Annotated in this window: 16 protein-coding genes; 10 read left to right on the forward strand and 6 right to left on the reverse strand. The window is 73.0% G+C overall.

Annotation, left to right across the window (positions count from 1 at the left end):
- Positions 1-37: 37 nt before the first annotated feature.
- Positions 38-1,027 carry a 2,3,4,5-tetrahydropyridine-2,6-dicarboxylate N-succinyltransferase gene (gene dapD / locus OP04_RS17815; protein ID WP_033340829.1) on the reverse strand — a complete coding sequence of 330 codons (990 nt, stop codon included), beginning with the start codon at positions 1,025-1,027 and terminating at the stop codon, positions 38-40.
- Between the two features lie 24 nt (positions 1,028-1,051).
- Here dapD and dapE point away from each other — a divergent pair, with 24 nt between their 5' ends.
- Entirely contained in the window at positions 1,052-2,122 is a 1,071-nt protein-coding gene (gene dapE / locus OP04_RS17820) for a succinyl-diaminopimelate desuccinylase (protein WP_033340830.1), read from the forward strand.
- A 41-nt stretch (positions 2,123-2,163) separates the two neighbouring features.
- On the opposite strand, the gene OP04_RS53400 is transcribed toward dapE, so the two are convergent.
- On the reverse strand, positions 2,164-2,325 hold the full coding sequence (locus OP04_RS53400; RefSeq protein WP_157239959.1) for a hypothetical protein: 162 nt from the start codon (positions 2,323-2,325) through the stop codon (positions 2,164-2,166).
- 273 nt (positions 2,326-2,598) lie between these two features.
- Between OP04_RS53400 and OP04_RS17825 the strand changes: the two genes are divergently transcribed.
- From OP04_RS17825 to OP04_RS17845, 5 genes are all read left to right on the forward strand, one after another.
- Positions 2,599-3,396, forward strand: a complete 798-nt coding sequence (locus tag OP04_RS17825) for an LOG family protein (protein ID WP_033340831.1) — start codon at positions 2,599-2,601, stop codon at positions 3,394-3,396.
- The gene (locus OP04_RS17830; RefSeq protein ID WP_033340832.1) at positions 3,396-3,941 is read left to right on the forward strand and encodes an LOG family protein; all 546 of its coding nucleotides are present in this window, start codon (positions 3,396-3,398) and stop codon (positions 3,939-3,941) included. The genes OP04_RS17825 and OP04_RS17830 overlap by 1 nt, the downstream gene beginning before the upstream one ends.
- Positions 3,942-4,359: 418 nt before the next feature.
- Positions 4,360-8,826 (forward strand): UvrD-helicase domain-containing protein, encoded by a 4,467-nt coding sequence (locus OP04_RS55670; protein WP_085066548.1) that lies wholly within the window; start codon positions 4,360-4,362, stop codon positions 8,824-8,826.
- A complete protein-coding gene (locus tag OP04_RS17840; protein ID WP_033340884.1) occupies positions 8,823-12,290 on the forward strand; it encodes an ATP-dependent helicase in 3,468 nt (1,155 codons plus the stop codon). The genes OP04_RS55670 and OP04_RS17840 overlap by 4 nt, the downstream gene beginning before the upstream one ends.
- Positions 12,291-12,455: 165 nt before the next feature.
- Positions 12,456-12,695, forward strand: coding sequence for a hypothetical protein (locus OP04_RS17845; protein WP_157239961.1), 240 nt, complete (start codon positions 12,456-12,458; stop codon positions 12,693-12,695).
- Positions 12,696-12,731: 36 nt separating this feature from the next.
- Here OP04_RS17845 and OP04_RS17850 read toward each other — a convergent pair whose 3' ends face one another.
- From OP04_RS17850 to OP04_RS17865, 4 genes are all read right to left on the reverse strand, one after another.
- Complete coding sequence (locus tag OP04_RS17850; protein ID WP_033340834.1) at positions 12,732-13,160, reverse strand: RrF2 family transcriptional regulator; 429 nt, start codon at positions 13,158-13,160, stop codon at positions 12,732-12,734.
- 10 nt (positions 13,161-13,170) lie between these two features.
- Complete coding sequence (locus OP04_RS17855; protein ID WP_033340835.1) at positions 13,171-14,052, reverse strand: ABC transporter permease; 882 nt, start codon at positions 14,050-14,052, stop codon at positions 13,171-13,173.
- Positions 14,042-14,821, reverse strand: a complete 780-nt coding sequence (locus OP04_RS17860; RefSeq protein WP_033340885.1) for an ABC transporter ATP-binding protein — start codon at positions 14,819-14,821, stop codon at positions 14,042-14,044. Before OP04_RS17860 ends, OP04_RS17855 begins: the two co-directional genes overlap by 11 nt.
- Before the next feature lie 76 nt (positions 14,822-14,897).
- The gene (locus OP04_RS17865; RefSeq protein WP_033340836.1) at positions 14,898-15,953 is read right to left on the reverse strand and encodes an ABC transporter substrate-binding protein; all 1,056 of its coding nucleotides are present in this window, start codon (positions 15,951-15,953) and stop codon (positions 14,898-14,900) included.
- 145 nt (positions 15,954-16,098) lie between these two features.
- Here OP04_RS17865 and OP04_RS17870 point away from each other — a divergent pair, with 145 nt between their 5' ends.
- Genes OP04_RS17870 through nudC form a run of 4 tightly spaced genes read left to right on the forward strand, consistent with a single transcriptional unit; the run spans position 16,099 to position 20,783 of the window.
- Entirely contained in the window at positions 16,099-17,187 is a 1,089-nt protein-coding gene (locus tag OP04_RS17870; protein WP_033340837.1) for an LLM class flavin-dependent oxidoreductase, read from the forward strand.
- 13 nt (positions 17,188-17,200) lie between these two features.
- Positions 17,201-18,511, forward strand: coding sequence for a M16 family metallopeptidase (locus OP04_RS17875; RefSeq protein WP_085066549.1), 1,311 nt, complete (start codon positions 17,201-17,203; stop codon positions 18,509-18,511).
- The gene (locus OP04_RS17880) at positions 18,508-19,854 is read left to right on the forward strand and encodes a M16 family metallopeptidase (RefSeq protein ID WP_033340839.1); all 1,347 of its coding nucleotides are present in this window, start codon (positions 18,508-18,510) and stop codon (positions 19,852-19,854) included. Before OP04_RS17875 ends, OP04_RS17880 begins: the two co-directional genes overlap by 4 nt.
- Positions 19,851-20,783 (forward strand): NAD(+) diphosphatase, encoded by a 933-nt coding sequence (gene nudC / locus OP04_RS17885; protein WP_033340840.1) that lies wholly within the window; start codon positions 19,851-19,853, stop codon positions 20,781-20,783. The genes OP04_RS17880 and nudC overlap by 4 nt, the downstream gene beginning before the upstream one ends.
- The last annotated feature ends 809 nt before the right edge of the window (positions 20,784-21,592 follow it).

Below are 21,592 nucleotides of genomic sequence, written 5' to 3' on the forward strand. Positions count from 1 at the left end.
TCGGGCCGGGAGTGAACCGGCCCGACGCGTCGGTGAATCAGTCGTTGGTGTGAAGCGCGCTGTTCAGCACGATGCCCGTACCCTTGCGCGGCCGTGCCTCCAGCGCGCCGGTCAGCGAGTTCCGCCAGAACAGGATGTTGTCCGCGCCGGAGAGCGAGACCGCCTTGACCGCCTCGCCGGACGGCAGCAGCACCTTCGACCCGGCCGTGATGTACGTCCCGGCCTCGACCACGCAGTCGTCGCCCAGCGAGATGCCGATGCCCGCGTTCGCCCCGATCAGGCAGCGCTCGCCGATCCGGATCCGCTCCTTGCCGCCGCCGGACAGCGTGCCCATGATCGAGGCGCCGCCGCCGACGTCCGAGCCCTCGCCGACCACGACGCTCGCGGAGATCCGGCCCTCGACCATCGAGTTGCCGAGCGTGCCCGCGTTGAAGTTCACGAAGCCCTCGTGCATGACCGTGGTGCCGGCGGCCAGGTGCGCGCCGAGCCGGACCCGGTCCGCGTCCGCGATCCGGACGCCGGACGGGACCACGTAGTCGATCATCCGGGGGAACTTGTCCACGCCGTAGACGGTCAGGTGCCGCCCGGCCGCGCGCTCGATGACCTGCAGCTCGGAGATCCTGTCCCCCGGGCACGGGCCGGCCGAGGTCCAGGCCACGTTCGCCAGCAGGCCGAAGATGCCGTCCAGGTTCACCGAGTTCGGCGTGACCAGGCGGTGCGAGAGCAGGTGCAGGCGCAGGTACACGTCGTAGGTGTCCTTCGGCACGTCGGCCAGCGAGCCGATCACCGTCTGGACCACCACCGTGCGCAGGCCGGTCAGCGGTTTCTCGCCGAGCACGCCGCGCGGAAGGCCGAGCAGCGTGGCGCCGTCGGAATCCGGCAGCGGTGTGTTCGCGGGAAGATCCTCGGCCTGCGGCGCGCCGAGACCGAGCCGGCCCGCCGGGTACCAGGTGTCGAGCACCTGCCCCTCGGCCGTGATCGTCGCAAGACCGATACCCCACGCTGCACTGGTAGACACGTCACTCACAGGTGAGAAGGTACCGTGCCACCCATGGCGAACCCGCTGACCCCCGATGCGCTGGCCGATCCGGTGGCGCTCACCCGCGCCCTGGTCGACATCGAGTCCGTCTCCCGGAACGAGAAGGAGATCGCCGACTGCATCGAGCTGGTGCTGAACGACGCGCCGCACCTCACCGTGCGGCGGCACCAGAACACGATCATGGCCCGCACCGACCTCGGCCGGGAGCAGCGGGTGGTGCTGGCCGGGCACATCGACACCGTGCCGCTGAACGACAACTTCCCGTCCCGGATGGTCGACGACCTGATCTACGGCTGCGGTACCGCGGACATGAAGGCCGGCACCGCGCTGGCGCTGCACATCGCGGTCACGCTGCCCGACCCGCGGTACGACGTGACGTACTTCTTCTACGAGGCCGAGGAGATCGACTCCGCGTACAACGGGCTCAACCTGGTCGCCCAGGCCCACCCGGAGTGGCTGGCCGCGGACTTCGCCGTCCTGCTCGAGCCGACCTACGGCGTGGTCGAGGCGGGCTGCCAGGGCACCATGCGCGCGGTCGTCCGGACCACCGGCCGGCGGGCGCACTCGGCCCGGTCCTGGCGCGGCGTGAACGCGATCCACGCGGCCGGTGACGTGCTGCGCCGCCTCCAGGACTATCCGGCCCGGTCGGTCACGATCGACGACTGCACGTACCGGGAGGGGCTCAACGCGGTCCGGATCCTCGGCGGCGTGGCCGGCAACGTGATCCCGGACAGGTGCGAGGTCGAGGTCAACTACCGGTTCGCGCCGGACCGGTCCGTCGAGGAGGCCGAGGCGCACGTGCGCGAGGTCTTCACCGGGTACGACGTGGAGATCACCGACTCCGCCCCGGCCGCGCTGCCCGGCCTGACCGCGGCGCCGGCCCGCGAGTTCCTGGCCGCGGTCGGCGAGCGCCCGGCCGCGAAGCTGGGCTGGACCGACGTGGCGCGTTTCGCCGCGCTCGGCATCCCCGCGCTGAACTTCGGCCCCGGCGACCCGAACCTGGCGCACACCCAGGAGGAGCACGTCGAGATCGGCCGGATCCGGGACGGCGCGGCGACGCTGCACCGCTGGCTGGCCTCCTGAAACACGTCAGGGCCCCGCGTGGAGCGGGGCCCTGACGTCATTCACGCTGCGCAGTCCTGCTTGGACTTGTCCTCGGACGTCTCGTCCACGGCCTCGGCCGCGTCCTCGTCGGCCAGCAGAGCCATTCGTCGTTCGGCGACCACGTCCCGGATGCGCCGTTGCATCTGTCGCCGGTGCCGGATCATCTCGTTTCTGTTGAGCACGGTTGGTCCTCCCCCCGAGGTGGCCCGGACACGTATCCGGGCGCCGTGCTGCCCACTTCATTGAAGTAAAGACGTTCGTTTCTTAAGTTTGGTTGCGGCCTTCCTTAGTTTCTGTCGAATTTTCGCGGGATCCCCCCGGTCGGGGTCGGCCGGACGGTCAGAAAGACGTCCGCCTGTTGCATTACGGTGATCGCATGAGGGGTATGCCATGAGCGAGCGTGCGAGCGAATCATCGGTGCAGTGCCGTAACTCATGCCGGCCGGAGGAGACGGCATGAGCGGTCGCGTACGACTCACGCCGGAGCGGCACCGGGGGCCGGTCACGCTGCGGCGCGACGCCATCGAGCCGTCCACCGCGGACCAGAAGCTGCTCGACTCCCGCCAGCGCGCGGAGTGGAAGACGAAAGACGCATGGCGGGCATTGCGGATTCTCTCCGAATTCGTGGAGGGATTCGACAGCCTCGCCGATCTGCCGCCCGCGGTGAGCGTCTTCGGCTCCGCCCGCAGCAAGCCGGACAGCGCCGAGTGCGAGACCGCGGAGCAGGTCGGCGCCGCGCTCGCCCGCGCCGGCTACGCCGTGATCACCGGCGGCGGCCCCGGCGTGATGGAGGCCGCGAACAAGGGGGCCAGCGAGGCCGGCGGGCTCTCCATCGGCCTCGGCATCGAGCTGCCCTTCGAGCAGGGCCTCAACGAGTGGGTCGACGTCGGCATCGACTTCCGCTACTTCTTCGCCCGCAAGACCATGTTCGTGAAGTACGCGCAGGCGTTCATCGTGCTGCCCGGTGGTTTCGGCACGCTGGACGAGATGTTCGAGGCGCTCACGCTGGTCCAGACCGGCAAGGTGACGCGCTTCCCGGTCGTGCTGATGGGCACGGCGTACTGGCAGGGCCTGATCGACTGGCTGCGCGGCACGATGGCCGCGGACGGCAAGATCGGGCCGAACGACCTGGACCTGATCTGCCTGACCGACGACGTCGAGGAGGCGGTTCGCTACATCGTCGAGGCGGACACCGCGCTCGCCGCCGAGCAGGCCGCCACCCGCGACCTCAAGCGCGACGTGGAGGAGTCCTGATGGCCGCGATCTGCGTGTTCTGCGCGTCCGCGAACGACATAGAGCAGCGGTGGATGGACCTCGCCACCGAGACCGGCCGCCAGATCGGGGCGCGCGGTCACACGCTGGTCTCCGGTGGCGGCTGTGTCGGCATGATGGGCGCGGTCGCGGACGGGGCGCGCGCCGCAGGGGCCTACACGCTCGGCATCATCCCGCAGTCGCTGGTCGACATGGAGGTCGCGGACACCGCCAGCGACGAGCTGGTGGTCACGGACGGCATGCTCTCCCGCAAAGCCCTCATGATCGAGAAGTCGGACGCGTTCCTCACGCTCCCCGGCGGCCTGGGCACGCTCGACGAACTGTTCGAGGTCTGGACCACCGGCTCGCTGGCCATCCACCGCAAGCCCATGGTGCTGGTCAACACGGACGGCTTCTACGACGGCCTGCTCGCCTGGCTCCGTACCCTCACCGACACCCGCTTCGTCCGCGAGCGCGCGCTCTCCGGCCTCATCATCGCCGATACCCTCGACGACGCCTTCGCCGCCATAACCCCCAAAATCCCCTAAATCCCTTCATGGGTACGCCGTGCGCGCGCCCCACCCCTCCCGTGTCCACCGCCCGCCGGTTTCCGGCGGCCGTTCCCGGCCCGCCGATTCCGCGCTGATCTGCTCGTGTCTCCCGCTCTGCTCGCGTCTCCCGCGGCGGATCTCCGCGCGTCCGGCGTCCGGTCCGGGTGCTCCGCGCCTCTCCCGCGGCGGTCCTCCGCGCGTCCGGCGTCCGATCCGGGTGCTCCGCGCCTCTCCCGCGGCGGGCCTCCGCGCGTCCGGCGTCCGGTCCGAGCGCTCCGCGCCCGAAATTTCACGACATAGTGGCGTGGAGTCCGCGTCGATGCGGCCGGCGGCCGGTGGGAGCGGAGGGCGGGCGGCATAACAGGCGAGACCAGGCGATACGTGGCGTGTCGGGGGGTCGTGGTGAGATAGCGCGATGACAGTGGTGCCCCGGCGGACGTACCGGCTGGTGCGACGGCCCGTGCCGGTCGCCCCGCCGCTGCTGCCGGACGCCGTCCACGACCGGATCGTCGCCCACACGGACGGCCCGCTCCTGGTGGTCGGCGGCCCCGGCACCGGCAAGACCACCACGCTGGCCGAGGCGGTCACCGCGCGCGTCGTGGCCGGCACCGACCCGGAACGCATCCTGGTCCTCACGTTCGGCCGCCGTGCCGCGCAGACCCTCCGCGAGCGCATCGAGGCACGCGTCGCCGGCCTAGCCGACCGCGAGGTGGTCCACCAGCCCACGGTCCGCACCTTCCACGCCTACGCCTACAGCCTCCTCCGCCGCGCCGCCGCCGAGCGCGGCGAGCCCTCCCCGCGCCTGCTCACCGGCCCCGAGCAGGACCTGGTCATCCGCGAACTGCTGGAGATCGTCGGCGACCCTGACCCCGCTCCCGCCCAGCCCCCGGCCCCGCCCCGCCGCCTGCTCGCCGACTCCGCCGCGCCGGGCGCGGAGGACCGCGTCCACCGCATCCCGGTGCAGGCGCCGAGCGCCGAGGACGACGACGAGCACGACGCTGAGATCCGTGGCGACGCGCACCGCGCCGAGTCCGATGCCGGCGCACACGGCGCCGAGCCTGATGCTGTCGCGCACCGCGCCGAGTCCGATGCCGGCGCACACGGCGCCGAGTCTGATGCTGTCGCGCACCGCACCGAGTCCGAGGCTGTCGCGCATCGCGCAGAGTCTGACGTTGTCGCGCACCGCGCCGAGACTGATGCCGGCGCGCACAGCACCGGCGACGGCATGCGCGCCGTCGGAGCCGGGCCGGGTAGGCACGGCCACGACCCGGCCGGGCGGGGTGACGGCCGCCGCCGGACCGGTGTGCGGAGCGCGGGTCATGAGGAGCCGGAGCCGGTTGCCGGGCCGAGTGACGACGACCCCTACGGCTGGCCGACCGGGCTGCGTCCCGCGCTGCGGACCAGGGCGTTCGCGACCCAGCTGCGTGATCTGATGCTGCGCGCGGTCGAGCGCGGGGTCGGTCCGGCGGACCTGACCCGGCTCGGCGAGCGGCTCGGCCGGGACGACTGGCCGGCTGCCGCGCGGTTCCTCCGGGAGTACGCGGCGGTCCTCGCGCTGCGGGACACCACCGGGCGGTCCGCTGCCGCCTACGACGCGGCCGAGCTGGTCCGGGCCGCGATGACGCTGCTCCTGGACGACCCGGGTCTGCTGGAGTCGGAGCGCCGCCGGATCTCCCACGTCTACGTCGACGAGCTGGCCGACACCGACCCGGCGCAGATCGCGCTGCTCGACCTGGTGGCCGGCGGCGGCAAGCCGCTGGTCGCGTTCGCCGATCCGGACTCGTCGGTCTACGGGTTCCGCGGCGCCGATCCGGCGATCGTGACCACGTTCCCGGCCCGCTTCCGCACCGCCTCCGGCGCACCCGCGGCCACGGTGACCCGCACCATCTCCTACCGCGCCGCCCCCGACCTGCTGGCCGCGGTCCGCCGCGTCGCCCGCCGCCTCCGCGGCCCCATCGCCCACCGCAACCTGACCCCGCCCACCGTCACCGATGCTGCTGTCGCGGCGGCAGGCGACGCTGAGGCCGGCACCGGCGCGGGACGGACGGTGGAGGCTGCCAGCGCCGATACCGCCATCGCCCACGGCCGCCCGGACCCGGACGTCGACGGCCTCCGGCCCTCGGTCCCGGCCGGCTCGTCGAACGTCATGCCGAGCCGGTCGGCCCGGACCACCGGAGACGGCGATGCCGTGGGCCGGGCAGGCGACGCCGATGCGGTCGAGGGCGACGCCGCCGCGGTAGCAGACGACGGCGCGAGCGTCGCCGCGCCGGCCACCGGCCGCGGCCCGGATGCTGCCACGCCGACCGGCGCCGACGAGATCGGACCTGATGGCGGTGCCGCCGTGGCCGGCGGGAATCCCGGGCGGGTCGACGGAGGCTTGCCGCATAGCAGTAGCGAGCCGGCAAACGACGAAGACGCCGACGCGATGGCCCCCTCCGAGAGCGGCGCCTCCGAGAGCGGTGCCCCCGGTACCGGCGGCGTCGAGACCGTTAGCGCCGAGAGCGGTGCCCCCGGCACCGGCGGCGTCGAGACCGTTAGCGCCGGTACCGGTGCCCCCGGGACCGACGGCGTTGAGGGCCTTGGCGCCGATACCGGTGCCGCCGAGACCGACGGTGCCGGGACCGACGGTGCCGAGGGCAATGGCGACAAGGCCGATGGTGCCGAGGTCGCGAGCGGTGAAGAGGAGACCGCGGCGCTGCGGGTGCGGACGTTCCGGTCGGCGGTCGCGGAGTCGGCGTATGTGGCGCATGCGTTGCGGGAGGCGCATCTGCTGCATGACGTGCCCTGGTCGCGGATGGCGGTGATCGTGCGGTCGACGTTGTTGCAGCTGCCGCCGTTGCAGCGGGCGCTGCACGGTGCCGGTGTGCCGACCGTGACGTACGCCGAGGATCTGCCGCTGCACCTGCAGCCCGCGGTCGCGCCGCTGCTGCTTCTGTTGCGGTGCGCGCTGGAGCCGGACGCGCTGGACGAGGCCGCCGCGGTCACGCTGCTGCACTCGCCGCTGGGCGGCGCGGACCCGCTGGCCGAGCGGCGTCTCCGGCAAGGCTTGCGCGCGCTGGCGCTGGAGCGGAAGGACCGCCGGTCGGCCGGTGAGCTGATCGTCGCGGTGCTGCACGACCCGGCGCCGCTCGCGGACGTGGACCGGCGCTGGGCACGCCCGGCCAGGACCGTCGCCGCGCTGCTGGAGACCGTGCGCACGGCCGCGGCCGACCCGCGGAACACGGTCGAGGACGTGCTCTGGGCGCTGTGGCGGGCCACCGGTCTGGGGGATCGCTGGTACGCGGCCGGCGTCCGCGGCACGCCGCCGCGCGCGGGCGAGACCGGTCATGTGGAGCAGGCCAGGGCGGACGCGGCCGATCGGGACCTGGACGCGGTGCTGGTGCTGTTCGACGCCGCGGCCCGGTTCGCGGATCGGCTGCCCGGCGCGCGCACCGAGGTGTTCCTGGACCACGTGCTCGGCCAGGATCTGCCGGCGGACTCGATAGCGCCGTCCGCGGACCGGGGCGACGCGGTCCGCCTGCTCACCGCGCACGCGGCGAAGGGCCTGGAGTGGGACGTGGTGGCGATCGCGGGCGTGCAGGAGGGCGTCTGGCCGGACCTGCGGCTGCGCGGTAGCCTGCTCGGCTCCGAGCGCCTGGTCGATCTGCTTTCCGGCCGGACCGCGCCGGAGGCGGCCGCGCTGGCCGGTCAGACGTCCGCGCTGCTGGACGAGGAGCGCCGGCTGTTCTACGTGGCCGCGTCGCGCGCCCGGACACAGTTGCTGGTCACGGCCGTGGAGTCCGCGTCCGTGGGCGGCGCGGACGGCGAGGAGCAGCCCAGTCGTTTCCTGCACGAGATCGGGAGCGCTGACGACGTACCCCCGGATGATTTTGATCTTCAGGGTGGGCGGCTGCCGAGGGCGCTGACGCTGGCCGCGCTGGTGGCGGAGCTGCGGACCGCGCTGACCGATCCGCGGGCGAGCGCGCACCGGAGGCGGGCCGCGGCCGGGGAGCTGGCGAGGCTGGCGGCCGCAGGCGTGCCCGGCGCGCATCCGGACGAGTGGTGGGGTCTGCGGCCGCTCTCCGACGACCGGCCACTGATCGACGACGGCGCGCCCGTGCGCGTGACGCCGTCCACCATGGAGGGCGCGCTGCGCTGCAGCCTGCGCTGGCTGCTGGAACGGCACGGCGGCAACCAGCCGGCCGGTCCGGCGCAGGGGATCGGCAACCTGGTGCACGCGGCCGCGATGCTGGCCGAGGACGCGAACGCGGACCGGGAGCGGCTGATCGAGTACGTGGCCGGCCGCTTCCCGATGATCGAGCTGGCCGCGCGCTGGCTGGCCGGTCCGGAGCAGACCCGGGCGGAGGGCATGGTCGACAAGCTGCTGCGCTGGCTGGCCGCGAACCCGCGGCGGCTGCTGGCGATCGAGCACGAGTTCGCGGTGCGGCTGGACGACGGCACCCGCCGCCCGATCGACCTGGTCGGGCGCGTGGATCGGCTGGAGATCGACGACGCGGGCCGGCTGGTCGTGGTGGACCTGAAGACCGGCCGCTCCACGGCGGTGACCACGGCGGACGTGGCCGAGCACCCGCAGCTGGCCGGCTACCAGGCCGCGGTGGAGGCGGGCGGTTTCGCGGACTTCGGCGCGGAGCCGGGCGGCGCCGCGCTGGTGCAGCTGGGCACGGACACGAAGGCGGCGCGCGAGCAGAGCCAGGCCGCGCTGGCGGACAGCCCGGACCCGGGCTGGGCCGGTGAGCTGGTCCGGCGCACCGCGGAGACGATGGCGGCGTCCACGTTCTCCGCCGTGGTGAACAAGAAGTGCCGGACGTGTCCGGTGCAGACCGCCTGCCCGGTCTCCGGCCGCGGCCGGCAGGTCGTGGAACCGCCGAAGAGGAGATCGTGACCGAACAGCCCGCCCTCTTCACCGCCCCCGATCGCCCCCGGCAGGCAAGAGCGGACGCCGGCCCCCGGTTCACGCCGCCGGAGCTGGCGCGGCTGCTGCGTCTGCACCCGCCGACGCCGGAGCAGGCCGCGATCATCTCCGCGCCGGTCGAGCCGCTGCTGGTGGTCGCGGGCGCCGGGTCGGGCAAGACGGAGACGATGGCCGCGCGCGTGGTGTGGCTGGTGGCGAACGGGTACGCCCGTCCCGAGCAGATCCTCGGCCTGACGTTCACCCGCAAGGCCGCGGGCGAGCTGGCGCACCGCGTCCGCACCCGGCTCGGCCAGCTGGTCCGCCGGCTGGGCCGCGAGGTGACCGGCGAGCCGACCGTGGCGACGTACCACTCGTACGCGGCCCGGGTGGTCACCGAGCACGGCCTGCGTGGCGGGTACGAGCCGTCCACCCGGCTGCTCACCGAGGCGTCCCGCTGGCAGCTGGTCGACATGCTGGTCCGGAACTTCCCGGGTGACCTGGGCGCGGTCGGGCGCGCGCCGGGCACGATCACGGACGCGGTGCTGGCGCTCTCCGGCGAGCTGGCCGAGCACCTGGTCACCACGGACGAGCTGGCCGGCTGGACCGGCCGGTTCATCGGCGAGGTGCGCAGCCTGCCGGGCACGGCGGGCCGCCCGGTGCGTGACGTGCTGGCCCGGCAGCAGGCCCGGCTCGGCGTGCTGCCGCTGGTCCGCGCGTACGAGCAGCGCAAGATCGAGCTGGAGGCGATGGACTTCGGCGACCAGATGGCGCGGGCCGCGCGGGTGGCGCGCGACCATCCGGAGGTCGGCCGCGTGGAGCGGGACCGGTTCCGGGTGGTGCTGCTGGACGAGTACCAGGACACCAGCCACGCCCAGGTGGTGATGCTGCGGGCGCTGTTCGGCGACGGTCACCCGGTCACCGCGGTCGGCGACCCCTGCCAGTCCATCTACGGCTGGCGCGGCGCGAGCGCGGGCACGCTGGACCGTTTCCCCCCTGATTTTGCCCATAAATCCGGAAAATTGGCGGAGACGCGGGCGCTGACCCGGTCCTGGCGGAACCGGCCGGAGATCCTCCAGGTGGCCAACGCGCTGTCGCTGCCGCTGCGCAGCGCGGGCGCCCGGGTGGCGGCGCTGCGCCCCTCGCCGGGGGCGGACGAGCCGCTGGGCGGTCACACGGTCCGGGCCGCGCTGCTGTCCACCCACGACGCGGAGGCGGACTGGATCGCGGATGCGGTGCTGACCGCCTGGCGAAAGGCCGCCGGGGACGACGACGCGCTGCCGGAGGAGATCCCGGTCGAGAAGCGCCCGACCACGGCCGTGCTGGTGCGGCTGCGCAGCCAGATCCCGGTGATCGAGGACGCGTTGCGCGCCCGCGGCGTACCCGTGGAGGTGGTGGGCCTGGGGGGTCTGCTCGACACTCCCGAGGTGCGTGACGTGGTGTGCACGCTGCGGGTGCTGGCCGACCCGACCGACGGCGCGTCCGCGTTGCGGCTGCTCACCGGCCCGCGCTGGCGGATCGGCCCGCGTGACCTGGTGGCGCTGCACCGCCGTGCCCAGAACCTCGCCCGGGAGCGGAGCCGGCCGGACGTGGACGACCCGCTGACCGACCCGCTCGACGAGGCGACGCTGATCGAGGCGCTGGCCGACCTCGGCCTGCCGCAGCAGTTCTCGGCGGAGGGCTACCACCGGCTGCACGCGTACGCGGCCGAGCTCGCGCTGCTCCGCGACCGCCTCGACCAGCCGCTGCCGGACCTGGTCGCGGACGTGGAGCGCACGATCGGCCTGGACGTGGAGGTCGCGGTGCGCGCGTCCGCGGCCGGCGACGCCGGACTGGCTCGCGCCCACCTGGACGCGCTCGGCGACGTGGCCGCCCGGTTCGCGGGCGAGGCGGACGGCGGCACGCTCTCCGGTTTCCTGGCGTTCCTGGCCGCGGCCGAGGAGGAGGAGCGCGGTCTCGCGCCCGGTCAGGTCGACGTGGTCGAGGGCGCGGTGCAGATCCTCACCGCGCACGCGGCCAAGGGCCTGGAGTGGGACGTGGTCGCGGTCGCGGGCCTGACCAGGGACGTCTGGCCGGGGCCGGTCCGCGGCTCCGACCACTACCTCGCGGGCATCGGCGTGCTGCCGTTCCCGCTGCGCGGCGACCGCGACGGGCTGCCCCGGCTGGACCTGTCCGAGGCGGAGACGCAGAAGGACGCGGCCGGTGCGCTGGAGGAGTTCGCCCGGCTCTGGAAGGAGCACGACGAGCGGGAGGAGCGGCGGCTCGCCTACGTCGCGGTGACCCGGCCCCGGCGGCTGCTGCTCTGCTCCGGCTACTGGTGGGGCGACCGCGTGGTGAAGCCGCGGGGTCCGTCCGTGTTCCTGGAGGAGATCCGCGCGACCTGTGCGGCCGGTCATGGGGACGTTCCGGTCTGGGAGCCGCCACCGGAGCCGGGCGTGGCAAACCCAGGATCAGAGTCGACGGTACGGGCGGAGTGGCCGGCCGATCCGCTCGGCGCGCGGCGCCCGGCGCTGGAGGAGGCGGCCGACCTGGTCCGGGCGCTGCTGGCCGCTCCGGGGCCGTCGGGTGCTCCGGAACTGTCGGGTGTTCCGGAGCCGTCGGGTGTTTCGGAGCCGGCGCCGGGGCAGGACCGGGAATCGGTGCCGGACGCTGCGTCGGTGCGGGTCAGCCCGCTGGAGGAGGCGCTCGGCGCTCCGCCGGCACCGTCCGATGCAGAGCCGGGTGCTCCCGCCGACCCCGCCGACGAGGCGGAGATCGCGTCCTGGCGCCGGGAGGCCGACCTGCTGCTGGCCGAGCGTGCCGAGCACGCCCGCCGCGACGGCCCGATCGAGGTCGCGCTGCCCGGCCATCTCTCCGTGTCGCAGCTGGTCACGTTGCGGAAGGACTCGCAGGCGCTGGCCCGTTCGCTGCGCCGCCCGATGCCGTCCGCGCCCGCGCCGCACGCCCGGCGCGGCACCGCGTTCCACGCCTGGCTGGAGCAGCGCTTCGGCGCGGACCGGCTGCTCGACCTGGACGAGCTGCCCGGCGCCGCGGACGAGCACGCGGCCGGCGACGCGGAGCTGGCGGACCTGCAGGCGCGCTTCCTGGCCGGCGAGTGGGCGGACCGGACGCCGATCGAGGTGGAGGTGCCGTTCGCGACCGTGATCGGCGGCGTGGTGGTCCGCGGGCGGATGGACGCGGTCTTCTCCGCGCTCGGCGGCCGGTACGACGTGGTCGACTGGAAGACCGGCGCACCACCGGAGGGCGAGGCGGCGCAGGCGGCCGCGGTGCAGCTGGCCGCGTACCGGCTGGCCTGGGCCGCGCTGGCCGGCGTTCCGGTGGAGGAGGTGCGGGCCGCCTTCTACTACGTGCGCGACGACGTCACGGTCCGGCCCGCGGACCTGCTCGACCGGGACGCGCTGGCGGAGTTGGTCGTTTCCGTGCCGGTTTCGTGGTCCGAATCGCCGCCGTCGTCGTAGCTACCTCTAGAAAGGTCCTTACGGCCAGGTGCCCGGCGATGTTCGGTTGAGGGGGAAGGTCCGATGGGTGACTGCGCCCGGCCCCTTGACACGACATGCTATGTGCGGGCGAGACGTTGAGATATGTCAACTCGTCGTCGGAATAACGCAAACGGGGGTTCTGCGGTGAGCAACGGAAAGGGCGGAATACGGGAGATCACGGTGGTCTTCACGTTGGCGCTGCTGGGAGTGGGTCTGGCCATGCTGGCCGTGTTCACTCCCTGGTACGACGCCGCCCGCGCGGAAAGCGCGATAGTCGACGTCCACATTCCACTCTTCGACCCGCCCGAGGTGGCGACCCAGGTCTCGGAGGAGGCGCCGGGCCTGGAACAGGCCCACGGCCTGCAGCAGGGGTCGGGGGGATAGGACGAGGGGCGGTCCGTCATGGACCGCCCCGTTCGCTCAGGTGGCGCTCGCGCGCGACCTGGCCAGCAGGTCCGCCAGCGTGGCCGTGTCGACGACCTCCTCGATCGCCTCGTGCACGGCCAGCCAGACGTCGGTCAGCCCGGCCGCGATACCGTGGTAGTCGGCCGCGTCCGCGGGCAGGCCGCGGACCGTGGTCAGCGAGCCGCTCACCGCCCGCAGCACGTCGCCGACCGTGATCTCGTCCGCGGGGCGGGCCAGCGCGTACCCGCCCTCGACGCCTCGGTGACTGTGCAGCAGCCCGGCCCGGCGCAGGTCCAGCAGGATGCCCTGCAGGAAGCTGAGCGGAATCTCCTGCGTGGCGGCCAGCGTGGCGGCCTTCACCAGCTCACGCGTGTCCTTGCGATCCGAGTCCGCGAGGGCCAGCATCGCGCGGACGGCGTAGTCGCTGCGCGCCGAGACGTACATGCGGATCTCCTTAGTTGTTGCGGTCGAGCAGGCCCCAGCGGCGGCGGATGGCCCGGTCGGCGGCGCCGAACGCGGCGTCCGCGAGCAGGCCGAGTACCAGGATCGTGATCATGATCGAGATGAGCCGCTCGGTCTCGCTGAGCTCACGCGCGTACTGCAGCTGGGCGCCGATCGACGTCTTGGTGGCGATGACGACGAGCAGCTCACCGGCCATCAGGCTGCGCCAGGCGAACGCCCAGCCCTGCTTGAGGCCGGCGACGATGGCCGGCAGCGCGGCGGGCGCGATGACGTACCGGTAGAGGTTGAACCCGCGTGCGCCGATGTTGGTCCCGGCGCGGCGGAGCAGCGGCGGGACGTAGTCGACGCCGTGCAGCACGCCGTTCGCCACCGAGGGCGCGGCGCCGAGCACCACCACGAAGAAGATCGCCTGCTCGCTGAGCTGGAAGAGCAGGATGGCCAGCGGGAACCAGGCGATCGACGGCATGGTCTGCAACGCCGTGATCATCGAGCCCAGCGCGGCCCGGAGGATCTTGTTGCTGGCCACCGCGAGGCCGAGCACCAGACCGGCCGCGACCGCGGTCGCGAAGCCGACGCCGGCGCGGCGTGCGGTGGTGCCGAGCCCGGACCAGAACGCCTCGGTCTGCACGTACTCCCAGAGGTCCGGGAAGACGGCCTCCGGGCCGGGCAGCGCCCACGGGTCCTTCCAGCCGGACCAGACCACGGCCTGCCAGATCAGGATGGCCAGCGCGATGGCGGTGAGCTTTGGCCAGGTCTGGAACCAGAGCTTGCGGGCCCGGGACGGTTCCTTCTCCCGCCCGGCGATCTCCAGTGCGTCGAGCCCGGAGATGGCGCCGGTCTCCGTGGTCTTGGCGGCGATCGTGTCACTGGCCATGGCGGATGACCTCCTTGCGGAGCCGGTCGGTGACGTCGGCGGCGATCGCGGCGACCTCGGGCGCGTCGATGCGCCGAGGGCGGGGCGCGTCCACCGTGGTCTCGTGGATGATCCGGCCGGGCCGGCTGGAGAGCACCACGATGCGGTCCGCGAGCCGGGCCGCCTCGCGCACGTTGTGCGTCACGAACAGCACGGTCAGCTCGCGCTCCAGGTAGATGCGCTCCAGTTCGTCGTGCAGGATGTCCCGGGTCATCGCGTCGAGCGCGCCGAACGGCTCGTCCATCAGCAGCACCGGCGTGTCCAGCGCGAGCGTGCGGGCCAGCGCGACGCGCTGCCGCATGCCGCCGGAGAGCTGGTGCGGCCGGTGCTTGCCGAAGTCGCCGAGGTGCACGGTGCGCAGCAGCTCCGCGACCCGGTCCCGGCGCTGCTGCTTGTTCAGGCCGCGCAGCTTCAGCGGCAGTTCCACGTTCGCCCCGACGCTCAGCCAGGGGAAGAGCGCGGACTCCTGGAACATCAGGCCGGGCCGGGCGTCGCCGGCGACCTCGATCGCGCCGCCGGTCGGCTTGTCCAGACCGGCGACCAGGTTGAGCAACGTGCTCTTGCCACAACCGGACGCGCCGACCAGGCAGACGAACTCGCCGGGCCGGACGGTGAGGTCGAGGCCGTCCAGTGCCAGGACGGCCTCGGAGCCGCGACCGTAGACCTTGGTGACCCCGGAGAGCGCGACCGCGGCGGTCGCGCTCTCCTTGACGGGGGTGGCGGCCGTCATGACGTCCACGGAGCGCAGCGGAGCGGGCGGCCTGACGGATCGCCGCTCTGTTCTGTCGACCGGATCAGCAGAGTCGTCACGGCTGCGCGACCTCGGGCTCGCCCGCGGACTTCAGGGCCTCGTTCAGGTACGACAGGTCGTAGAGCCCGTTCAGGTCCACCGGCTCGGTCAGCCCGACCTCGACCGCGTGATCCAGACCGGTCTTCAGCGAGGACGGGATCGGATCGTTGGTGAACTCGATCGTCTTCCAGGCCTGCGCGATCAGGTCCAGGTCCAGCGGCTTGCCGGTGATCTTGCCGATGTGGTCGGAGATCGCCTGCTGCGACTCGGCCTCGTTCTCGTGCAGGTAGTCGTTCGACGCGACCTGGCCCGCGACCAGCGCCTTCACCACGTCCGGGTGGGCCTTGAGGAACTTGGTGCTGACGATCAGGTTCGTGATGACGAACTTGTTGTCCGGCCACAGGTCGCGCTCGTCGATGAGCACCTTGCCGCCGTCGTTGACCAGCCGGGACACGAACGGCTCCGGCACCCACGCGCCCTGGATCGCGCCGCTGTGGAACGTCTCCACGGTCTGCGCGTTCTCCTGGGGGACCACGGAGACGTCGCCGCCGCCCTCCTTGGTGGCGGTGAGGCCCTGCTCCTTGAGCCAGTACCGGAACGCCACGTCCTGCGTGTTGCCGAGCTGCGGCGTCGCGATCTTCTTGCCCTTGAGGTCGGCCGCGGAGTTGATGTCCGGCTTGACCACCAGCGCGACACCGCCGGACGCGGAGCCGGAGATCACGCGGACCGCCTCGCCCTTGGACTTGGAGTGCGCGTTCACCGTCGGGTTCGGCCCGATGTAGGTGGCGTCGATCGCGTCCGAGAACAGCGCCTCGATCGCGGCCGGGCCGGCGTTGAACGTCTTGGTCTCGAGCGTGACGTTCGTGCCGAGCTTGTCCTTGAAGATGTTCTTCTCCACGCCCACGACGGCGGAGGCGTGCGTGATGTTCGGGAAGTAGCCGAGCCGCAGCGTGACCGGGCCGCCGGTCTCGTCGCCGGCCCCGCCTGCGCTACCGCAGGCGGCGAGCGCGCCCACGGTGGCCGTGGCAAGTGCCACGGCGGCGGCCAGGGTTCGCAGCCGAAGAGCTCTCATCGAGATCCAATCCAGATATTGCCTACTTGTTTGATAGGAACAATCGATTCAGTAGTGGTTCCCGGTCAAGGTGATGTCCACATCATGGGATAGCCCTACTCCTCTAAACCTAGCGATGAACTAGGGAATGGGCTAGCCTGACGCGATGACGTTCCACTGGTTCCTCCCCACGTCCGGCGACGGCGACCAGGCCGGCGCCGCCACGGTCACCGCCGGCGCCGCCCCGCACCGGCGCGCCGCCGGCGTGGAATACCTCGCGGAGGTCGGCCGCGCAGCCGAGGAAGCGGGCTTCCACTCCGCGCTCACCCCGGTCGGCGCCGGCTGCCCGGACCCGTGGATCGTCTGCGCCGCCGTCGCCCAGCGCACGTCACGGCTCGGGCTGCTGGTCGCGGTCCGCGCCGGCTTCGCGCTGCCCACGCTCGTCGCCCAGCAGGCCGAGTCGTTCCAGGCGATCTCCGGCGGCCGGCTCGCGCTCAACATCGTCACCGGCGGCGACCCGGCCGAGCAGCGCGCCTACGGCGACTTCCTCGACCACGACGCCCGCTACGCGCGCACCGGTGAGTTCCTCCAGGTGCTGCGCGGCGCGCTGGCCGGCGGCCCGTTCGACTTCCACGGCGAGCACTACCGGGTCGAGCGGGGCGGGCTGCGCGCGCCCGCCGACCCGGCCGTGCCGATCTACCTCGGCGGCGCCTCCCCGGCCGCGGTCCAGGTCGCGGCCGCGCACGCGGATGCGTACCTGCTGTGGGGCGAGCCGCTGCCCGCGGTCGCCGGCCGCATCGCGCGTTTCAAGGCCACCACCGATCGGCCGGTACGGTTCGGCCTGCGCATCCACGTCCTGGCCCGCGAGACCGCGGACGAGGCGTGGGGCGAGGCCACCCGCCTGCTGGCCGGCATGAGCCCGGAGCGGATCGCCGCGGCTCAGGCGCGCTTCGCCCGGATGGACTCGGTCGGCCAGTCCCGGATGACGCGGCTGCACGGCGGCACCGCCGACGGCCTCACCGTCGCGCCCAACCTGTGGGCCGGCGTGGGTCTGGTCCGGGAGGGCGCCGGCACCGCGCTCGTCGGGTCGTACGACGAGGTCGCCGCCCGCCTCGACGAGTACACCGAGGCCGGCGTCGACGAGTTCATCCTCTCCGCCTGGCCGCACCTGGAGGAGGCCACCCGTGTCGGCCGCCACGTGCTTCCGCGCACCCGGGCGGGCGCGCTCGCGGCCGTTTCCGCCGGGAAGCGCTAATGTCGGCAGGGTGGTGGCTCGGAGATCCAACAAAATAGCCGCGACGCGGTACCCGGTGGAGCGTTTCACGCTCGCCAACGGACTGCGCGTCGTCCTGGCCCCCGACCGCAGCGCCCCCGTGGTCGGAGTGGCCGTCGTCTACGACGTGGGCATCCGATCCGAGCCGGAAGGACGCACCGGGTTCGCCCATCTCTTCGAGCACCTGATGTTCCAGGGCTCGGCGAACCTGGAGAAGCTGGCGCACTTCCGGCACGTGCAGGGCTCCGGCGGCACGTTCAACGGCTCCACCCACCTCGACTACACGGACTACTTCGAGATCCTGCCGAGCAACGCGCTCGAGCGCGCGCTCTTCCTCGAGGCGGACCGGATGCGTGGCCCCCGGCTCACCGAGGAGAACCTGCGCAACCAGGTCGACGTGGTCAAGGAGGAGATCCGCGTCAACGTGCTGAACCAGCCGTACGGCGGTTTCCCCTGGCTGACGCTGCCGCCGGTCATGTTCGACACGTTCCCGAACGCGCACGACGGCTACGGCTCGTTCACCGACCTGGAGAGCGCCACCGTCCCGGACGCGGCCGAGTTCTTCGAGAAGTACTACGCGTCCGGTAACGCGGTCCTCTCCGTCGCCGGCGACTTCGACGTGGCCGAGGCGACCGTGCTGGTCGAACGCCACTTCGGCAGCGTCGCCGCGCGGCTGGCCCCGGTCCGCCCCGGCTTCGACGAGCCGGACCTGACGGAGGAGCGGCGGACGTCGTACACGGACCGGCTCGCCCCGCTACCCGCCGTGGCCGCGGCCTGGCGAGTGCCGGACCCGATCGCCGACTTCGCCGGCTACCTGCCCTACGTGGTGCTGGCCGAGGTGCTCACCGACGGTGACGCGTCCCGCCTGGTCGAGCGCCTGGTGCTGAAGGACCGGTCGGTCACCAGCATCGGCGGCTACCTGGGCTTCATGGGCGAGCCGTTCGAGGTGCGCGACCCCACCGCGCTGCTGCTCCAGGCACACCTGCCCCCGGGCGGCGACGTGGACAAGCTGCTCGGCACCGTCGACGAGGAGCTGGAGCGGCTGGCCGAGGACGGGCTGACCGCGGGCGAGCTGGCCCGCACCCAGGCCCGGATGGCCACCCACCTGCTCCGCGACACGGACGCGGTGCTCAGCCGTACCCTCCGGATGGCGGTTCTGGAACAGCAACGCGGCGAGCCGGGCCTGCTCAACGAGCTGCCCGTGCTGCTCGGCGCGGTCACGGAGGAGCAGATCCGGGCCGCAGCCGCCACCCTCCGGCCGCAGCGCCGGGCCACCATCGAGGTCATTCCGGGAGCGGCGCGGTGAGTCCAGCAGTGAAGACGGTCACCACCCTTCCCGACCTCGGCCCCACGACCACGCTCCAGCTGCCGACGGAGGTCGAGCAGACGCTGCCCAACGGGCTGACCGTGATCGCGATCCGCCGGCCGTCCGTGCCGCTGGTCGAGGTCCGGCTGCGCATCCCGTTCGGCCGGGCGCACACGGCCCGCGCGGCCATGCTCACCCAGACGCTGCTCTCCGGCACGGACACGATGACGTCCGTGGAGATCGCGGCCGAGCTGCAGACCGTCGGCGGCGCGCTGAGCGCCGGCGTCGACCCGGACCGGCTGATGCTCGCCGGAAACGGCCTGGTCAGCGGCCTGGAGCGGATCCTGGAGATCATGGCGGAGGTGCTGACCGCGGCCCGGTACCCGGCCGAGGAGGTCGCCACCGAGCGCGCCCGCCTGGTCGACCACATCCAGGTCGCGCAGAGCCAGCCGTCGCACGTGGCCCGCACCGCGCTGCTCCAGCGCGTCTACGGCAAGCATCCGTACGCGGTCCAGATGCCGGAGCCGGAGCAGGTCAAGGCCGTGCGCCCGGCCCAGCTGCGCGCGCTGCACTCCGAGCGGATCCGCCCGGCCGGCGCCACGCTGGTGCTGGTCGGCGACATCCAGCCGGCGAAGGCGATCGAGGCCGCGGAGCAGATCCTCGGCGGCTGGGCGATCGGCGGCGACGTGCCCGCGTCGAAGTGGGCGCTCCCGCCCGTACCGGCGCTGGTGCCCGCCCCGCTCTCCGTCCTCCATCGGCCGGACTCGGTGCAGTCCTCGCTGCGGATGGCGCTGCCCGCGGTCCCGCGCACCCACCCGGACCACGCGGCGCTGCAACTGGCCAACCTGATCTTCGGCGGCTACTTCTCGTCCCGCTGGGTGGAGAACATCCGCGAGGACAAGGGGTACACGTACGGACCGCACTCCGCGATCGAGCACCTGGTCGCCGGCTCCTCCCTCACCGTCGCCGCGGACGTGGCGACCGAGGTCACCGGCCCGGCCATGCTGGAGACGCTCTACGAGCTCGGCCGCATAGCGAGCCTCCCGCCCAAGGAGGACGAGCTGGAGCAGGCCCGGCAGTACGCGCTCGGCACGCTCCGCCTCGGCGTCGCCACCCAGGCCGGGCTCGCGGGCCTGGCCACCACGTACGCCGGCTTCGGCCTGCGCCTCGACCACCTGGCCGAACACTCGGCCCGGCTCGCGGCGGCCACCGCGGACGACGTCGCGGCCGCGGCCGCCACCTACCTCGCGCCGGCCCGCGCGGTCACGGTCGTGCTCGGCGACGCCGAGAAGATCGAGGCCCCGCTCGCGGCCCTGACACCGATCGAGAAAGCACAACAGTGACGCACGAACGCCCGGGACCGCCGCTGGCACGCACCACGCTGGACCGCTCCGCCCACCGGCGGCGTGACGCCGAATGGCTGGCCGCCGCCTGGGAACGGGCCCGGGTGGTCGTGCTCGACACCCGCGCCGGCGGCCGCACGCTCATCTCCGACGCCGGACTGGTTCTCTTCACCCCGGAGACCGCGCCGGTCGTCGACCCGTCCGCCCGGATGTTCCTCGGGGAGGAGCCGGACGGCGGCCCGGTCTTCGCGATCGACGCGCCGCTGCCCTCGGTCCCCGGCACCCGGGCCGTCAACCTGCGCGACGTCGGCCACCAGCTCGACGACCGCGACGCCGGCCTGATGACCACCGCGCTCGCGCTGGCGAACTGGCACGCCGCCCACACGTTCTCGCCGACCAGCGGCACCAGCACCAGCACCCACGAGGCCGGCTGGAGCCGCGTCGACGAGGGCGGCAAGCAGGTCTGGCCACGTACCGACCCCGCCATGATCGTGCTCGTCCACGACGGCGTGGCCGGCCCCGACGGCCGCTGCCTGCTCGGCAACAACGCGGCCTGGTCCGGCAGCCCCGACATCCGCCGCTTCTCCTGCCTGGCCGGCTACGTCGAGCCCGGCGAGTCCGCCGAGGCCGCCGTGGTCCGCGAGGTCGCGGAGGAGGTCGGCCTCCCGCTCGGCCCGATCAGCTACGTCGCCAGCCAGCCCTGGCCGTTCCCCGCGTCCCTGATGCTGGGCTTCAACGCGGTCGCCGACCCGACGCTCCCGATCACCGTCGACCCGGAGGAGATCGTCGAGGCCCGCTGGTTCACCCGCCGCGAGATCCGCACCATCATCGACGGCGGCGACGTCCTCACCCACGACGGCCTCAAGGTCGGTCTCCCCATGGGCGCCTCCATCGCCCACTACCTGATCGCCTCCTGGCTGGGCTCCTGACCCCGCCCCGCAGAAGCCTGCCTGGGGGCGACCCCGGACCCCGAGCCCGCTGGCGCGGTGGCTGGGTCGCGTGTCTCGCCGCCGGGGTGCGCGCCGGTCGGGAGGCGGCAACCTCAGATCAAGGTCTTGTTTGCCTGCTTCCGGTGTGGTGCGGCAGCGTTGCTCCCGCGGGCGCTCGATCTTGCCTGGGGGCGACCCCAGACCCCGAGCCCGCCGGCACGATGGCTGGGCCGTGCGCCTCGCCGCCGGGATGCGCGCCGGTCGGGAGGCGGCAACCTCAGATCAAGGTCTTGTTTGCCCGCTTCCGGTGTGGTCCGGCAGCGTTGCTCCCGCGGGCAAACCTCGCGTCGGGCTCCGCTGGCGCTCCGCACGACGCGAGGAGCCAGTTTCGCCGTGCTCCCCAAAACCCCATCCGCGCTTCCATGCCACGCCACCAGCAGATGGTCGACGTGGCAGGCTTTCGGGCGCAGGGCGCCCGGAATCTCGGCGTGGAGCGCCCGAGGACAACGTGCGCGCCGCAGCTCCGTCTCGGTCGCCCGCGCTCTCGTGCGGCCGGGCACCCTACGCCCGAAATTTCCGTATATAAAACTCTAATTGGGTGATCGCCGCCATTCCCGTTCGATGGCAAGGCTTTTCGATTTGCTCACCGTGTGTGCCTCCAAGGGGTGGGCCCGGCCCGTCCTTCGGCTCCAGGTCGCATGCCGACCGTGGCCTCCGATCGTGATCATGGCGGTATGTACGTTCTCCACGGTCTCGGGCACTCGAAGCGTGGAGAACGTACATACCGCCATGATCACGAAGATCTCCCG

Source organism: Catenuloplanes japonicus (assembly GCF_000717135.1).
Lineage (GTDB): Bacteria > Actinomycetota > Actinomycetes > Mycobacteriales > Micromonosporaceae > Catenuloplanes > Catenuloplanes japonicus.

What these genes read in the sequence shown, in the direction of transcription:
- OP04_RS17865 (WP_033340836.1), bottom strand. Translation starts at nt 15,953, where the DNA reads ATGAGAGCTCTTCGGCTGCGAACCCTGGCCGCCGCCGTGGCACTTGCC.
- OP04_RS17870 (WP_033340837.1), top strand. Translation starts at nt 16,099, where the DNA reads ATGACGTTCCACTGGTTCCTCCCCACGTCCGGCGACGGCGACCAGGCC.
- OP04_RS55670 (WP_085066548.1), top strand. Translation starts at nt 4,360, where the DNA reads ATGACAGTGGTGCCCCGGCGGACGTACCGGCTGGTGCGACGGCCCGTG.
- OP04_RS17850 (WP_033340834.1), bottom strand. Translation starts at nt 13,160, where the DNA reads ATGTACGTCTCGGCGCGCAGCGACTACGCCGTCCGCGCGATGCTGGCC.
- dapE (WP_033340830.1), top strand. Translation starts at nt 1,052, where the DNA reads ATGGCGAACCCGCTGACCCCCGATGCGCTGGCCGATCCGGTGGCGCTC.
- OP04_RS17830 (WP_033340832.1), top strand. Translation starts at nt 3,396, where the DNA reads ATGGCCGCGATCTGCGTGTTCTGCGCGTCCGCGAACGACATAGAGCAG.
- OP04_RS17825 (WP_033340831.1), top strand. Translation starts at nt 2,599, where the DNA reads ATGAGCGGTCGCGTACGACTCACGCCGGAGCGGCACCGGGGGCCGGTC.
- OP04_RS17855 (WP_033340835.1), bottom strand. Translation starts at nt 14,052, where the DNA reads ATGGCCAGTGACACGATCGCCGCCAAGACCACGGAGACCGGCGCCATC.
- OP04_RS17860 (WP_033340885.1), bottom strand. Translation starts at nt 14,821, where the DNA reads ATGACGGCCGCCACCCCCGTCAAGGAGAGCGCGACCGCCGCGGTCGCG.